General features: G+C 73.0%; 15 protein-coding genes and 1 tRNA gene. 7 read left to right on the plus strand and 9 right to left on the minus strand.

Annotation, left to right across the window (positions count from 1 at the left end):
* Positions 1-214 precede the first annotated feature (214 nt).
* Positions 215-1,045: a DUF4097 family beta strand repeat-containing protein gene (locus tag AB0A94_RS05845; RefSeq protein ID WP_361739383.1), complete on the minus strand. Its 831-nt coding sequence runs from the start codon at positions 1,043-1,045 to the stop codon at positions 215-217.
* Between the two features lie 295 nt (positions 1,046-1,340).
* Here AB0A94_RS05845 and AB0A94_RS05850 point away from each other — a divergent pair.
* A tRNA-Val gene (locus AB0A94_RS05850) sits at positions 1,341-1,412 on the plus strand.
* Positions 1,413-1,502: 90 nt separating this feature from the next.
* On the opposite strand, the gene AB0A94_RS05855 is transcribed toward AB0A94_RS05850, so the two are convergent.
* Complete coding sequence (locus AB0A94_RS05855) at positions 1,503-1,844, minus strand: hypothetical protein (protein WP_361739385.1); 342 nt, start codon at positions 1,842-1,844, stop codon at positions 1,503-1,505.
* Between the two features lie 66 nt (positions 1,845-1,910).
* On the opposite strand from AB0A94_RS05855, the gene AB0A94_RS05860 reads away from it, so the two are divergent.
* Positions 1,911-2,144 (plus strand): DUF2277 domain-containing protein, encoded by a 234-nt coding sequence (locus AB0A94_RS05860; protein ID WP_361739388.1) that lies wholly within the window; start codon positions 1,911-1,913, stop codon positions 2,142-2,144.
* A gap of 320 nt (positions 2,145-2,464) precedes the next feature.
* Here the strand turns inward: AB0A94_RS05860 and AB0A94_RS05865 are convergent, their stop codons facing one another.
* From AB0A94_RS05865 to AB0A94_RS05880, 4 genes are all read right to left on the minus strand, one after another.
* On the minus strand, positions 2,465-3,067 hold the full coding sequence (locus AB0A94_RS05865) for a VTT domain-containing protein (protein ID WP_361739390.1): 603 nt from the start codon (positions 3,065-3,067) through the stop codon (positions 2,465-2,467).
* A 287-nt stretch (positions 3,068-3,354) separates the two neighbouring features.
* Positions 3,355-3,807, minus strand: coding sequence for a DoxX family protein (locus AB0A94_RS05870; protein WP_361739393.1), 453 nt, complete (start codon positions 3,805-3,807; stop codon positions 3,355-3,357).
* Between the two features lie 331 nt (positions 3,808-4,138).
* The gene (locus AB0A94_RS05875) at positions 4,139-5,785 is read right to left on the minus strand and encodes an alkaline phosphatase D family protein (RefSeq protein WP_361739396.1); all 1,647 of its coding nucleotides are present in this window, start codon (positions 5,783-5,785) and stop codon (positions 4,139-4,141) included.
* A gap of 88 nt (positions 5,786-5,873) precedes the next feature.
* The gene (locus AB0A94_RS05880) at positions 5,874-6,518 is read right to left on the minus strand and encodes an HNH endonuclease family protein (RefSeq protein WP_361739399.1); all 645 of its coding nucleotides are present in this window, start codon (positions 6,516-6,518) and stop codon (positions 5,874-5,876) included.
* Between the two features lie 405 nt (positions 6,519-6,923).
* On the opposite strand from AB0A94_RS05880, the gene AB0A94_RS05885 reads away from it, so the two are divergent.
* Together AB0A94_RS05885 and AB0A94_RS05890 are read left to right on the plus strand one after the other, a co-directional pair.
* Positions 6,924-7,505: a TMEM165/GDT1 family protein gene (locus tag AB0A94_RS05885; RefSeq protein ID WP_361739402.1), complete on the plus strand. Its 582-nt coding sequence runs from the start codon at positions 6,924-6,926 to the stop codon at positions 7,503-7,505.
* Between the two features lie 209 nt (positions 7,506-7,714).
* Positions 7,715-8,377 (plus strand): HAD-IA family hydrolase, encoded by a 663-nt coding sequence (locus AB0A94_RS05890; protein WP_361739405.1) that lies wholly within the window; start codon positions 7,715-7,717, stop codon positions 8,375-8,377.
* Between the two features lie 17 nt (positions 8,378-8,394).
* Here the strand turns inward: AB0A94_RS05890 and AB0A94_RS05895 are convergent, their stop codons facing one another.
* A complete protein-coding gene (locus AB0A94_RS05895) occupies positions 8,395-9,498 on the minus strand; it encodes a peptidoglycan-binding domain-containing protein (RefSeq protein ID WP_361739408.1) in 1,104 nt (367 codons plus the stop codon).
* A 161-nt stretch (positions 9,499-9,659) separates the two neighbouring features.
* On the opposite strand from AB0A94_RS05895, the gene AB0A94_RS05900 reads away from it, so the two are divergent.
* Positions 9,660-11,750 (plus strand): DHA2 family efflux MFS transporter permease subunit, encoded by a 2,091-nt coding sequence (locus AB0A94_RS05900; RefSeq protein ID WP_361739411.1) that lies wholly within the window; start codon positions 9,660-9,662, stop codon positions 11,748-11,750.
* 9 nt (positions 11,751-11,759) lie between these two features.
* Here AB0A94_RS05900 and AB0A94_RS05905 read toward each other — a convergent pair whose 3' ends face one another.
* Entirely contained in the window at positions 11,760-12,251 is a 492-nt protein-coding gene (locus AB0A94_RS05905) for a GNAT family N-acetyltransferase (RefSeq protein WP_361739413.1), read from the minus strand.
* Between the two features lie 159 nt (positions 12,252-12,410).
* Between AB0A94_RS05905 and AB0A94_RS05910 the strand changes: the two genes are divergently transcribed.
* Positions 12,411-13,082 (plus strand): hypothetical protein, encoded by a 672-nt coding sequence (locus AB0A94_RS05910; RefSeq protein ID WP_361739416.1) that lies wholly within the window; start codon positions 12,411-12,413, stop codon positions 13,080-13,082.
* A 3-nt stretch (positions 13,083-13,085) separates the two neighbouring features.
* Positions 13,086-13,778, plus strand: a complete 693-nt coding sequence (locus tag AB0A94_RS05915; RefSeq protein WP_361739419.1) for a hypothetical protein — start codon at positions 13,086-13,088, stop codon at positions 13,776-13,778.
* Here AB0A94_RS05915 and AB0A94_RS05920 read toward each other — a convergent pair.
* Entirely contained in the window at positions 13,767-14,198 is a 432-nt protein-coding gene (locus AB0A94_RS05920) for a DUF1992 domain-containing protein (protein ID WP_361739422.1), read from the minus strand. The two genes, AB0A94_RS05915 and AB0A94_RS05920, sit on opposite strands and share 12 nt — an antisense overlap.
* Positions 14,199-14,229 lie beyond the last annotated feature (31 nt).

Below are 14,229 nucleotides of genomic sequence, written 5' to 3' on the forward strand. Positions count from 1 at the left end.
GCGAGCACGTCCCGCGGCGCGCCGGGTGCCCGGCGGACACCCGGCCGAAGAGGAAGAGGCGGTACGGCACGACGCGTGCGAGGCGCGCGCGGCACACGCGGATCCGACGGCGAGTGCGGCTGCGCTGGTGTCGCCGTCACATCCCTCTCCCGTACTGTCGTTCGCCCTGCCCGATGTCATTCTCCCACCGGCAGAAGACGAAGACACGGGTCGGTCAGTTCGCCGTGCGGACGGTGAGTTTGCCGTCGCCGGTGCGTGCGGTCACCACGTGGGAGCTGGAGTCGTCGCGGGGAACGGACACGTCCTCGGCGCCGTCACCGGTCCCGGTGTCCACGCGGTAGGAGGCACGCGGCAGGTCGATCGTCAGGGAACCGTCGCCGCTGCGGGAGTCCACCAGGTCGGGTACGGCGGCCAGTTCGAGGCGGACCGAGCCGTCACCGCTGTGGGTGCGCACCGTGCGGGAGGAGACCTCCGCGCGTACGGACCCGTCACCGGTGCGCAGTTCCAGCGGCCCGGTGGAGTCCGTGACATGGATCGAACCGTCCGTCGTGCGGATGCTCAGCGCGTCGCGGAAGCCCCGCGCCCGCACGCTGCCGTCCTTCTCCTCGACCTTGACGGAGACTCCGCGGGGCACCTCGATGCGGTGCTTGGTGGAGCAGTTGGCGACGATCCCGGAGCACTTCTCCCGCAGCACCAGCCGGTCGCCGTCCATGGACCAGGTGACCTTCGGGTCCGAGCCGATGGCGACGGTGCCCTGGAACCACCGGGTGACCTCGACCTCGCCCGGAGCGTTCTCGTCCGAGGCGACGATCTCGAGGGCGGATTCGTCGGAGTCGACGGTGAGGGTCCTGCCGGGCAGGTCGAAGGACCGGCGGTCGGGCTCGTCGTCGTCGGCGGCCGACGCCCCGCAGGCGCTCACGCCCGCGACGATCACCACGGTGGCCCCGGTGAGGGCGAGGACGCGTGTCCACGCGGCACGGGCGCCGGAGGCGGAGCCGGTGGTCCGGGCGGGGCCGGTGGTACGGGTGGTGCGGGTGCGGGTCATGACGGTCTCCCCCTGGGACGGACGGTGGCGCTCTCCGGCGGTGTGCGAGCGCTCTTCGACCGTACGGACCGGGGGTTCGCCGGGGAATCCGGGCGGCTGGCGGATCCGGGGTGGGGATATCCCCCGGTGATCGCCGGTGAGGGAATCGTTTCCCTGGTCTGTGGTATTTTCCCTTCGTCCCGCAAAGGACCGGTTCGGGCTGGACCGCAGCCCTCGGGTTGGAAGCCCCCTCTTCAGATGGGGGAGCGGAGTCACGTAGGCTGTCCACTCGACCTGGGCACACGGCCTGGGCCTCGGGTGCGTAGCTCAGGGGTAGAGCGCCTGCCTTACAAGCAGGATGTCGGCGGTTCGAAACCGTCCGCGCCCACCGGGACACAGGGCCTCCGGAGTTGCTCCGGAGGCCCTTGCCGTTGTGTCTCCGCCTCTCCCTCGTCCCGCCGCCCTTGTCTTCGCGGCCCTAGGTGGACTCCCCCGTGTCCTCGCGGGTGTGCTTCAGCCGGGAGCGGGCGTGCACGCGGTCGGCACCGGTGAGTTCGGCCCAGTGGCGGTGGGTGCTGACGAACACCGCGAGTTCGTGCTCCCGTCGCCGGAGCTTCTCCACCTCTGCCTGTTCGTCGGCGGTCCAGCCGGGTGAGGCGGGGCGCTCGATCTTGCGCCAGCCGTTGCCGTCGCTGAACCCGTCGAGAGGTTCGACCGACCAGGGGAGCCGCTTCAGCAGGGCCGACAACTCGGCCCTGACCTGGTGCAGTTCCTCCTGACCGGCGAGGAGGTCATTCGGAAAGTCATAGGTCGCAGCCACGCCTCAATGATACGCCTGTTCGATTTTGGGTGGCGAGTTACCGAGGGGGCGCGTCAGACTGAGGGCATGTGCCGGAGTATCAAGACCCTGCGTCCGCCCGTGCAGCCCGAGGAGGCCACGGAAGAGGAGATCCGGGCCGCCGCCCTGCAGTACGTGAGGAAGGTGTCCGGCTTCCGGGCGCCGGCCGCCCACAACCGCGAGGTGTTCGACCGGGCGGTGGAGGCGGTCGCCTCGGCGACGGCCGAGTTGCTGGACGGGCTGGAGGTGCGCGGAGGCGCGGCGCGGCGGGCGGCGGGATAGGGGCACCGGTGCCGGGGCTGGGCGGGGGTGTTCGCGTGGCCCGGCGTTGCGGGGTGCCTCCCCCGCTCTCGGTTTCTCCCCCACCCTCGGCTGCGCTCGAGCGGGGGACCCCCATGAGCGGGAGGTACCCCCACCGCCCACCTTCCCCCACCCTCGGCTGCGCTCGGGCGGGGGGACCCCCATCGCCCTGGGGGCACCTCCCAGGCCCGTCAGGCACTGGGGGAGGCACGATTGCCCGCAACTGGGTCGGCTCAGCGGTGCGATTGCCCGCGGTCGGGCCGGTCCGGCGGCACGATAGCCCGCGGTCGGGGCCGTAGGGCCTAGGAAGCCTTCGAAGGCCGCGGTCGCCGTCGCATCAGGTATCCCGCCCCCGCCCCCGCCGCGAACAGCGCGCCCACCGACACCGCCGTGGCCAGCCAGGTCGCGCCCAGCCAGTGGGCGCCGAAGTAGCCGAGGGCCACGCTGTACGCGGCCCAGGACAGCCCCGCCAGGGCGGACCAGGGGAGGAAGTCGCGGGCGCGGTGACGCGCGGCACCGGCGCCGAGGGAGACCACCGAGCGCCCGGCCGGGGCGAAGCGGGCGAGGACGACGAGGGCGCCGCCGCCCCGGGCGAGCGCCGCGCCGAGACGTTCCTGCGCGCTCTTGAGCCGCCGCGACCGGGCGATCGCCCGGTCCAGCCGGGCGCCGCCGCGCCAGGCGAGGCGGTAGGCCACCAGGTCGCCCAGGACGGAGGCGGTGGCGGCGCACAGCGTCAGCGCCAGGATGTCGGGCACGTCGGCCGCCGTGCCCGCGGCCGCCGCCGTGGCCGCGGTGATCACCAGGACTCCGCTGGGCAGGACCGGGAGGAACACGTCGAGCAGGACCGAGAGGGCCACCACCGCATAGATCCACGGGCTGCCGACCAGCGACCCCAGACTCTCCACCCGAACTCCCCCGTGGCTCCCCCGCAGGGCCGCGCCGTGCCGCGCTGACGCGGGGAGCGGCAGGAGTGGCAGGAGTGGCCGATGACAGCCACACAGCGTACGCCCGGTGAGTGACGGAAAGGTCACGGGGGGTTCGTGTGTTCGGCGCCCGGTGTTCCCCTTCCCTTTCCCCGAGCAAAGGGGAAGGGTGCCCTCCCTGTATAGAAGGGTGCCCTCCCCATATAAGGGGGAGGGCACCCTTACGCCGTGCGGGAGAGGGCACCCGTGCGGCCCGGCGGGGAGGGCGGTCAGGCCGTCACCGGGGTCCGCTCCGCCTCCCGTTCACCGTTCGCCGACGAGCGCCTGGTGAGCAGGCGGTCCAGGCCGAAGGCTCCGGAGCCGGTGAACACCAGCAGGAGCATGGCCCAGCAGTACATGGCCGCGCTCTCGCCGCTGTTCTCTATCGGCCACAGGGCCTCGGGCTGGTGGACCTTGAAGTACGCGTAGGCCATCGAGCCGGACGAGATGAACGCGGCGGCGCGGGTGCCGAGGCCGAGCAGGACCAGGGTGCCGCCGACGAGTTGGATCAGGGCCGCGTACCAGCCGGGCCACGTGCCGGTCTCGACGGTGCCGCCGTTGCCGTCCGTGCCGCCGAGCAGGCCGAGCAGGGAAGCGGCGCCGTGGCAGGCGAAGAGCAGTCCGACGACGATGCGGAACATGCCCAGGACGTATGGCTGCGCGCTGTTGAGGCGTTCGGTCATGTGGGGGTCTCCTTCGGTCAGGCCGACCCCCGGGTGGGGCCGGTCCGGGGGACGGAACCGAGTCGACCACCCACGTTAGGTGTCCCTAACGAATACTTGCAAGTTCAACATTTGGCCATGGGTTTGCCTCCGTGTGACCGCCCCGGCGCCCACTCCCGCCCGGTCGAGACGCCCGCTCCCACCCGGTCGAGACGTCCACTCCCGCCGGTCCGGGTGCTCGACCCGCCGGTCGGGGCGGCCTGCTCCCGCCGGTCGACACGGCGTCCGTTCCCGCCGTCATGACCCACAACGTGACCGAATTCGCACCATGCCGCACAGCGGGCTCACAGGTTCACCGGCTCAGCCGGGTCTCCGCCACGCTCCTGAGCCGCGTCCCGGTCTCCTCCTGCTGCGCGTGCTCCAGCCGCAGCACCGCCGAGCGCCCCTCGGCCGTCAGCGTCATGAGCTGGTTGCCGAACCAGGGCCCGCCCGTCTTGCGCCAGGTGACCGGCGGCGGGGCGAGGCGGCCGTGCCGCGCGAACAGGCGGCCGAGGAGCCGGGCGGCGCCACCCCAGCCCACGCGGAAGCCGAGCCTCATCGACAGCGGAATGGAGTTGTGGACGGGAGAGCAGGTCAGCTGCACCACCCGGGAGTCCGGTCCGGTGCCGCCCGGCCAGCTCGGCTCGGCGACATAGGCGTGATGGACGTCCCCGGAGAGCACGCACACCGTCGCCGGCGCCTGTGGCCCCGTACCGGTCTCGGCGATCAGCTCCGCCAGTTCGCCGAACGACTCCGGGAAGGCCGCCCAGTGCTCCAGGTCCGCCGCGCGCCGCAGCTTCTCCGCGAGCCGCGCCCAGCGGGGGCCCCTGTCGCCCCGGCACAGCACGGAACTCCACGCCTCGACGTCGTGCACCAGGTGGGGCAGCAGCCAGGGCAAGGAGGTGCCGATGAGCAGGTGGTCGTAGGAGCCGCGCCCGTCGAGGGCCTGTTCGCGCAGCCAGTCGGCCTCGGTGCGGTCGAGCATGGAGCGTCGGCCCTCCTCCAGGACGCGGGCCGCGCGGCTGTCGACCATCACCAGGCGCACCCGGCCGAAGTCGCGCCGGTAGCTCCAGCGCACGGTGGCCGCGTCCGCCTCGGCCCGGGCGGCGAAGGCGCGCAGCGCGTCGGTGCCGTCGTCGGCCGCCCGGACGGACGCGTACAGCGGGTCGGCCTCGACCTCGGCGGGGGAGAGGTTGCCCAGGTGCTGGTACACCCAGTACGACATCAGGCCGCTGAGCACCCGCTCGTGCCACCACGACGTGGCACGCATGTCGGAGACCCAGGAGGCGGAGGTGTTCCAGTCGTCGATCACGTCGTGGTCGTCGAAGATCATGCAGGTGGGCACGGTGGACAGCAGCCAGCGCACCTGCGGGTCGAGCCAGGACTCGTAGTAGAGGTGGGTGTACTCCTCGTAGTCCGCCACCTGGCCGCCCGGGGGGTCGTCCAGGTCGCGGCGGGCGGCGAGCCACTCGCGCGTGGCGTCGGAGGTCTCGTCGGCGTACACCTGGTCGCCGAGGAGCAGCAGGACGTCGGGGCGTTCGCCGTCCGGGTCGGCGGCGATGCGTTGCGCCAGGGCGTCCAGGGCGTCCGGGCCGACCGGGTCGGGCTCCCCGGTGGGCGGCGAGGCCCAGCGGCAGGAGCCGAACGCGATGCGCACCCGGCCGCCGGGGCCCGGGGTGGGGATGACGGACGGCGGGAGCGACGGGAAGGGGTCCTCGGCCGGCGGCCACACCCGCGCGTCGTCCAGGAAGACCTCGTACGGGGTGGCCGTCCCCGGCGTGAGACCGGTGACGTGGACGAGCGCGTAGTGGTGACCCTCGATCCGGAAGGTGCCGGCCGTCCCGCCGGCGCCGTCCGCGCAGCGCACCTCCACGGTGCCCGGGTGGCCGGTCTCGACCCAGATGGTCGCGGACGAGCCGTCGATGTACCTCAGCAGTGGTCCGAGCCGCAGTCCGGCCATGGTGACCCCTTCCTCCGTCGCCCCGTACGGTACGCAGCGACGGAGGTCACCGGGGAGATTTGTGCACCCGGCAGTTTCGGCGGTTCGCTCAGCAGCTCGCGAGGTGGTTCTGCAGGGCGGACTTCTCGGCGGAGTCGACCGACAGGCCGTAGTAGTACTTCACCTGGACCCAGGCGCGGACGTAGGTGCAGCGGTAGGCCGTGCGCGACGGCATCCAGGTGGCCGGGTCCTGGTCGCCCTTGGCCTGGTTGACGTTGTCCGTGACGGCGAGGAGCTGCGGGCGGGTCAGGTCGTTGGCGAAGGACTGGCGCCGCGAGGTGGTCCAGGAGTCGGCGCCGGAGTCCCAGGCCTCGGCGAGCGGCACGAGGTGGTCGATGTCGACGTCGGAGGCGGCGGACCAGGTGGCGCCGTCGTACGGGGAGTACCAGCTGCCGCTGGTGGCGGCGCAGGAGGAGTCGGTGACGACGCCCGAGCCGTCGCGCTTGAGGACGGTCTCGCGGGTGTTGCAGGTGCCGGACTGCGTGATCCAGTGCGGGAAGAGGTCGCGGTTGTAGCCGGTGCGGTCCTCGGTGGTCACGGTGAGCGAGGCGAGGTAGCCGCGGGCGGTGGTGGCGCTGACCGGGGTGGGGAGGGCGGCGGAGGCGGCCGGTCCGTTGAACAGGCCGACGGAGGCTATGAGTCCGGTGAGCGCCGCGACTATGCTGAGCTGTCGACGCGCGTAGAACTTCGACATGCGAACTCCCTCGTGGAATGGGGTCGTTGGCGTGCGGGCAGGGGAATGCTCGCGACGCCGTGTGGCCGGCAGGGGTGGATCCGGTAAGAAGCTAATGACGCGTTCATGACACGTCTATGGTTTGGGTGTGAAGTTTCCGCGTACGGCGGCCGGTGCGGGCCTCGCGTACCATGGACGGCGCAGAAGGGGAGTAGCTCTTCGCCGGACCGTCGACATACTGCTCAGCACGCCTGAGCCGGCGCCCGGAGGCGGACCTCGCGAGACGGGGCCCGCCAGCGAGACCTTCGGCAAGCAGTGCACGCCCGTGCCGTACGGCATGGGCGCAACGTGTGCTGCCGTGCCGAGGTGTCCCGTGGAAATCGCGCAGCACTCTCGGTGGGGCAGTCCCGACCGATTGAGGAACCGTTGATCAGCCTGACCGTGACGGCCGTCGTCTTCGGCGTCGTCTTCCTTGCCGAACTGCCGGACAAGACCGCGCTCGCCGGCCTCGTCCTCGGCACCCGCTACCGCGCCTCCTACGTCTTCGCCGGTGTCGCCGCCGCCTTCGCGCTCCACGTCGCGCTCGCGGTGGCGGCCGGCAGCGTGCTCACGCTGCTGCCGCAGCAGATCGTGCACGCGATCACCGGTGTGCTCTTCCTGGGCGGCGCGGCGGTGCTGCTGATGAAGAAGGACGAGGACGAGGAGGAGATCCGCAAGCCGGAGAACCAGTCCTTCTGGAAGGTCTCCGGGGCCGGGTTCATGCTGATCCTGGTCGCCGAGTTCGGTGATCTGACGCAGATCATGACGGCCAACCTCGCCGCCCGCTACGACGACCCGCTCTCCGTCGGTCTGGGCGCGGTGCTCGCGCTGTGGTCGGTGGCCGGACTCGGCATCGTCGGCGGAAAGGCGCTGATGAAGCGGGTCCCGCTCAAGCTGATCACGCAGATCGCGGCGCTGCTGATGCTGGGCCTGGGCGTGTGGAGCCTGTGGGAGGCGGTCGCCGGGTGACGCCCGCCGCGCGGGCCCCGCACGGTGACGGCGGGCCGAAGCGTCGGTGAACGGTCGTCGGAGGAGGTGGCGGGATGCCGGGTTTGTTTTGTACCGTGGGTGAACAAAGTGGCTCCCGCCCGTTTTCCCTGACCGGCGGGCGGGGTCACTCTGTCCTTCCTCCGGGCCACCCCGCCCGAAGCCCTCTCCTCCGTGCCTTGGAGCTGCCGATGACGGCCACCGCCGTACTCACCGCCCGTGCCCTCCTGCTGGACATGGACGGCACCCTCGTCAACTCCGACGCCTCCGTCGAGCGCGTCTGGCGGCGCTGGGCCGACCGGAACGGGCTCGACGGCGACGAGGTCATGAAGGTCGTGCACGGGCGCCAGGGATACGCGTCGATGGCCCTGCTGCTGCCCGGCCGGCCGATGGAGCAGAACCACGCCGACAACGCCCGCATGCTCGCCGAGGAGACCGCGGACACCGAGGGCGTCGTCGAGGTGCCGGGCGCCCGCGCGTTCCTCGCCTCCCTGAAGGGGCTGCCGCACGCGCTCGTGACCTCCGCCGACGTCGCCCTGTCGACGGCGCGGATGGCCGCCGCCGGCCTCGAGCAGCCCGACGTGCGGGTGACGGCGGAATCCGTCGGCGCGAGCAAGCCCGACCCCGAGGGCTTCCTGAAGGGCGCGGCGGAACTGGGCGTGGACCCGGCCGACTGCGTGGTCTTCGAGGACTCCGGCGCGGGCATCGCCGCGGGCCGCGCGGCCGGGATGCGGGTCGTGGGCATCGGCCCCCGGGCCGGCTTCCACCACCCGGACGTGGTCGTGCCCGACCTGACCCGGGTGCGGGTGGAGGCCGCGGCCGACGGCACGATCCGGCTCCACGTCACGGAGTAGCCACGGGGCCGGGCCCCTTACGGCTCCCGGGTCTCCGCCTCCAGGCGGGCCCGCGTCTGCGGACCGTACACACCCAGTTCGGCCTGGAGGCCCTTGGACCACTGGTAGCTGCGCAGGGCGTCCTCCACGCGCTGGTCGAACCGGCCGTGGATCTCCTCGTTGTAGAGCCACTTCTCGTGCAGGCGCTGCTGCAGTTCGACGACTTCCGCGCCTTGGTCGCCGCGGCGCAGCACCGGGCCGGTGCCGCCGCCTTCGTCCTCCTCCGTGTCCTCGGCGGAGTCGGCCGGCGCCGTGGTCGTCGGGGTCGGGGACGGTTCGGCGGACCGCGACGGGCTCGCCGGGGCGGTGGACGCCGACGGTGACGGTGAGGCCGACGTGCTCGCGCTCGCCGACGGGGACGTCGACGGGGAGGCGGACGACGTCGGCGCGGCGGAGGACGCGCCGGCCGTCGGCTCCGCGGAGGGCGGGGCGGACGACGGGTCCGGGACGCTCGCCCTGACGTCCTCCGGCGCCGCGCCGTCCCGGGACGGCGTCTCGTAGGAGAACATTCCGCTCGCCCATCCCGCCGCCCCCACCACGGCGACCACGGCCCCGGCGACCGCGAACAGCGTCCCGCGCCGGCGCCGGCGCGGCGGTGTCCCGCCGGTGCCGGCCGGACCGTCGGGCGCGGCGGGCACGGCCGCGAGGGGCCGCGTGGTGTCGAACAGGTGCAGATCGGTGGCGTTCGGCCGGGCCGTCCCGGGGGCCAGCGGCGTGGGGAGGACGGACGTCGCGTCCGCCGCGCCGGGCGCCTCCTCCGGCGGGACGGCGCGCAGGGCCATGGTCTCGTCGGCCGCCCCCGGGGCTCCGGCCGCCTCCGGGGCTCCGGGCCCCTCCGCGGGCGTCTCCGGCGCGCCCGCGGCCTCCGCCGCCCCGTCCGGTGCAGCCGCCCCGGTGCCGCCGTCCAGCTCGACGTACGGTCGTATGCGCAGCGGATCGAAGTCCTCCGCGGCGGCCGCCTCCGCCGTACGGGCGTCGCGAAGGGCGTCGGACGCACGGCGGGTGCAGGCGCACGACGGTGTGTTGTCGCTGTTTCTGGGCGCACCGCACTCCGGGCACGGGTTTCCGTTCGGCTGTTCCACGTGTTCGTCCCTCCCCTCGTGAACTCCAGAGATTATGCAGATCTTCTTCACAGCTCCGTCCGCGCGCCCCCGGAATCTGGACTTCCGACAGGACTCAACAGGCCATAACAGGTCACACCGATCACGATGGAGGGTGGAACCAGGATTCTGTGGAGGTCTTCATGGCCGGGGAGACGCACCGTACGGCGCCGAAGACGGGCAACGCGGGACCGGCATCCGGCGGCGGACCACCGGCCCGTGACGCCGGCGGCGCGGAGCACGTGTCCGGGAACGTCCTGGTCTCGATCGGCGCCCTGCTGCTCGGTCTGCTGCTCGCCGCCCTCGACCAGACCATCGTCGCCACCGCGCTGCCCACCATCGTCAGCGAACTGGGCGGCCTGGAGCACCTGTCCTGGGTGGTCACCGCGTATCTGCTGGCCTCGACCGCCGCGACCCCGCTGTGGGGCAAGCTCGGCGACCAGTACGGGCGCAAGAGGCTCTTCCAGACCGCCATCGTGATCTTCCTGGTGGGCTCCGCGCTGTGCGGCGCGGCGCAGGACATGTCCCAGCTGATCGCGTTCCGCGCGCTCCAGGGACTGGGCGGCGGCGGGCTGATCGTGCTGTCGATGGCGATCGTCGGCGACCTCGTCCCGCCCCGCGAACGCGGCCGCTACCAGGGCCTGTTCGGGGCGGTGTTCGGCGCGACGAGCGTCCTCGGACCCCTGCTCGGCGGACTGTTCACCCAGCACCTGAGCTGGCGCTGGGTGTTCTACATCAACCTGCCCGTCGGGATCGTCGCGCTCGCCGTGATCGCGACGGTGCTGCACATCCCGCGCCGGCGGACCAAGCACGTCATCGACTACCTCGGCACCCTCCTCATCGCCTCCGTCGCCACCTGCCTGGTGCTGGTCGCCTCCCTCGGCGGCACCACCTGGGAGTGGGCGTCACCGCAGATCATCGGGCTCGCGGTGCTCGGCGCGCTGCTCGCCGTGGCCTTCGTGGCGGTGGAGCGGCGGGCCGCCGAGCCCGTACTGCCGCTGAAGCTGTTCCGGGTGCGCACGTTCACGCTCTCCGCCGTGATCAGCTTCATCATCGGCTTCGCCATGTTCGGCGCGATGACCTACCTGCCGACCTTCCTCCAGGTGGTCCAGGGCGTCACCCCGACCATGTCCGGCGTGCACATGCTGCCGATGGTGGCGGGCATGCTGCTGTCCTCCACCGGCTCCGGCCAGATCGTCAGCCGCACCGGCCGCTGGAAGGTGTTCCCGATCGCCGGGACCGCCGTCACCACCTTCGGACTGCTGCTGCTCCACCAGCTCGACGCGGACAGCTCCACCGCGGTGATGAGCACCTTCTTCTTCGTCTTCGGCCTCGGACTCGGCCTAGTGATGCAGGTCCTGGTGCTGATCGTGCAGAACGCCGTCCCCTACGAGGACCTCGGCGTCGCCACCTCCGGCGCGACCTTCTTCCGCTCCATCGGCGCCTCCTTCGGCGTCGCCATCTTCGGCACGATCTTCGCGAGCCGCCTCGGCCACGAACTCACCGACGCCTTCCGGGGGGAGCGGCTCCCGCCCGGCGTCTCCGCCGACTCCCTGGAGGCCGACCCGCGCGGCATCGCCGCCCTGCCGCCCGCCCTGCGCCCGCCGGCGCTCGACGCGTACGCCACCGCCATCACCGACGTCTTCCTGTACGCCGTACCCGTCGCCCTCCTCGGCTTCGCGCTGGCCTGGTTCCTCAAGGAGGACCGGCTGCGCGCCTCGGTCACCGCGCCCGACGTCACCGAGACGCTCGCCAGCAACCCCGTGGAACGGTCCTCGTACGACGAGGTGTGCCGCGCGCTGTCGGTGCTCGGCACCCGCGAGGGACGCCGCGAGATCTACCGGAGGATCACCGACCGGGCGGGCTACGACCTGCTGCCCGCGACGAGCTGGCTGCTGCTGCGGATCAGGAGGTACGGCTCGGTGGAACCGGCCCGGCTCGCCGAACGCAGCCCCATCCCGCTGAACGTCGTCCTCGAGGCCGCCCGCCAGGCCGAGATACGGCACCTCGCCGTGCGCCGGGGCCTCGACATGGAGCTCACCGGCGAGGGGCGCGAGGTGACGGAACGGCTGGCGCGGGCCCGCGAGGAGTCGCTCGCCGAGCTGCTCGGCGACTGGTGGGGGCCGGACCGCCCGACCGACCTGGTGCAACTGGTGCACGAACTCAACGACGAGCTGTGCGGCTCCCGGGACGAACGCCCGCACGACACGCGGCCGGTGGCACGGGCCGGCTGAGCGCGTCCCTCAGCCCAGCTCCTTGGCGAACCAGTGCTCCGCGTACGGGTCGGCGTTGTGCGGCCCGGTCTCCGCGTAGCCGAGCCGCGCGTACAGCGCCCGGGCCTCGACGAGGTCCCCGCGCGTGTCCAGGATCATCCGGGTGGCGCCGGAGGCACGGGCCGCGTCCTCGGCGGCCCGCACCAGCAGCGCGGCCCCGCCCCTGCCCCGCACGCCCTCGTACAGGAACACCCGGGTCAGTTCGGCGGCCGCGCCGGCCCGTAGCCGGACGCCCGCACTGCCGGCCGGCTCACCCGCGTACCGCGCGACCAGCAGCAGGCCCTCCGGCGGCGCGAGGTCGGCCCCCGACACGGCGGCGATCTCCCGCTCCAGCTCCTCGGGATCGGTCCGCCGCCCCTCGTGCAGCAGGTACCAGCGGTCGCTGACCTCCGTGTAGTACGCCCGCCACAGCGCGGCGGCGACGGGGGAGTCGTACGGTTCCGGGGCCACGGTCCAGGTCATGCCCGTCATTCTCGGCGGGCCCCTCGGCGGGCGCGCAAGCGAATAAGCCGTGGCGGACCGTGACGGCCGCGGACTGTTTGTGCGTGAACCTTCGGGCAACCCGGAAGACGAACCGGCTCGCGAGGAGTGCCGGTTGGGCCGAGAACCCGGAAGGCATTCATGTCCACTGGCCTGATCATTGCGTTGATCGTGATTGTCGCGGTCGCCGTCGTCGCGGCCGTACTGATGTCGCGCGCCCGCGGCCCGCGGCACGGCACCGGTCTGAAGCGGCGCTTCGGACCCGAGTACGACCGTGCCGTCGCCCGGCACGACGGGGACACCAAGGCCGCCGAGCGGGAGCTCGCCGAGCGCGTGGAGCGCCACGGCGACCTGCGCGTACGGCCGTTGGAGCCCGCCGAGCGGGAGAGGTACGAGGCGCGCTGGACGGCGGTCCAGGAGCGGTTCGTCGACGCGCCGCGGGACGCGGTCGCCGAGGCGGACCGGCTGATCGCCGAACTCGCCGCCGCGCGGGGCTTCCCCGCCGACGGGCACTACGAGGACCAGCTCGCCGCGCTGTCCGTGCACCACGCCCACCACGTCGAGGGCTACCGGCGCGTGCACCGGGTGGCGCAGGCCGGCGCGAACGGCGCGCACGACGGTGGTGCGGGCACCGAGGAGATGCGCGAGGCCCTCGTCGGGGCCCGCGCGCTGTTCGAGGAACTGGTGCGGCCGTCCCGGCACGAGGCCGGACGCCACCGCGCCGGTGCGGACGGCCACCGTACGTCTCCGGCCGCCGACCGCGGCCACCGCACACCGTCTTTGTTCCACCGGCACCAGGCGAAGGAGAGCTGAGCGATGACCGACGCTACCCGGCGCCCCGGCGCCGTCCCGCCCGTCGAGGGGCACCGCACCACCCCTGGCGTCCGGAGCGACGCCACCGACCCGGGCACCCGGGTCCCCGGCACCCGTGAGGAGGCCGGCCGCACCGCCCCGGCCCCCGACGGCGAGAGCCCGCTGGTCGCCGCGCACCCGCAGCGGGGCGCCGCCGCCCCCACGGACACCGGTACCGGCACGCACCACGACGGTGACCGGGCGCCCGTCGGCACCGGTACGCATCACGACGGCGATCGGACCCCGGTCGGTACCGGTACGCACCACGACGGCGGTCGAACCCCGGTCGGTACCGGTACGCACCACGACGGCGGTCGGACCCCGGTCGGCACCGGGACCCACCACGACGGCGACCGGGCCCCCGCCGTCCGCCTCCTCCGGCTCGACGACACCGACAAGGTCACGGCGCGGTTGCAGCACGCCGTGGCCGGCTTCGTCGACGCGCCGCGGGACGCCGTGCAGGAGGCCGACCGCGCACTGCAGGAGCTCACCGAGCGCTTCACGGAGGCGGTGACCGAGCGGCGCCGCACCCTGCGGCGGTCCTGGCAGGACGACGGCGCCGACGAGGGCAAGGCCATGGCGGCGACCGACACCGAGCAACTGCGGCTCGCCCTGAGGGACTACCGCGAGCTGGCGGAACGGCTGCTACACGCCTGAGCCGTCCGGCCCGCCCGCCGCCGCCCGGCGCTCCCGCCACTGCCGTACGACGTCCTCGACGTCGTACGGCTTCTTGCCCAGCGGGGGGCCGGGCGGCGGCTTGAACATCATGTCGCTGATCTTCGCGTTGATCTCCGCGAGGATCTTCCGGACGATCCGCTCCGAGGGCGCCGCGAGGGCCGCCTCCAGCGCGTCCTCGGCCTCCTTGCGCAGGGCCAGCGTCGGCGGCAGCACCGAGAAGCCCTCGCGGGCCATCTTCCGCTTGACCCACCACAGTTCGTCGTAAGTGGTCTCGACCTCGCGGGGGAGCGGCTTGCCCGCCCCCGCCAGCTGCTCGAACTCGCCGCGCGCCTCGGCGTCTCTGATCTGCTTGTCGACCCAGGACTCGAAGTCGACGCCAGGTGGCTTTCGCTCGGTCATGAGGCCATTGTGCCGGACGCCGTGCAGCCGG

It is taken from the genome of Streptomyces sp. NPDC044984 (assembly GCF_040646935.1).
Classification (GTDB): domain Bacteria; phylum Actinomycetota; class Actinomycetes; order Streptomycetales; family Streptomycetaceae; genus Streptomyces.

Excerpts from the sequence above, each read along its gene's own strand:
- AB0A94_RS05845 (WP_361739383.1), bottom strand. The coding sequence starts at position 1,045 with ATGACCCGCACCCGCACCACCCGTACCACCGGCCCCGCCCGGACCACC.
- AB0A94_RS05860 (WP_361739388.1), top strand. The coding sequence starts at position 1,911 with ATGTGCCGGAGTATCAAGACCCTGCGTCCGCCCGTGCAGCCCGAGGAG.
- AB0A94_RS05870 (WP_361739393.1), bottom strand. The coding sequence starts at position 3,807 with ATGACCGAACGCCTCAACAGCGCGCAGCCATACGTCCTGGGCATGTTC.
- AB0A94_RS05875 (WP_361739396.1), bottom strand. The coding sequence starts at position 5,785 with ATGGCCGGACTGCGGCTCGGACCACTGCTGAGGTACATCGACGGCTCG.
- AB0A94_RS05880 (WP_361739399.1), bottom strand. The coding sequence starts at position 6,518 with ATGTCGAAGTTCTACGCGCGTCGACAGCTCAGCATAGTCGCGGCGCTC.
- AB0A94_RS05890 (WP_361739405.1), top strand. The coding sequence starts at position 7,715 with ATGACGGCCACCGCCGTACTCACCGCCCGTGCCCTCCTGCTGGACATG.
- AB0A94_RS05900 (WP_361739411.1), top strand. The coding sequence starts at position 9,660 with ATGGCCGGGGAGACGCACCGTACGGCGCCGAAGACGGGCAACGCGGGA.
- AB0A94_RS05905 (WP_361739413.1), bottom strand. The coding sequence starts at position 12,251 with ATGACCTGGACCGTGGCCCCGGAACCGTACGACTCCCCCGTCGCCGCC.
- AB0A94_RS05910 (WP_361739416.1), top strand. The coding sequence starts at position 12,411 with ATGTCCACTGGCCTGATCATTGCGTTGATCGTGATTGTCGCGGTCGCC.
- AB0A94_RS05915 (WP_361739419.1), top strand. The coding sequence starts at position 13,086 with ATGACCGACGCTACCCGGCGCCCCGGCGCCGTCCCGCCCGTCGAGGGG.
- AB0A94_RS05920 (WP_361739422.1), bottom strand. The coding sequence starts at position 14,198 with ATGACCGAGCGAAAGCCACCTGGCGTCGACTTCGAGTCCTGGGTCGAC.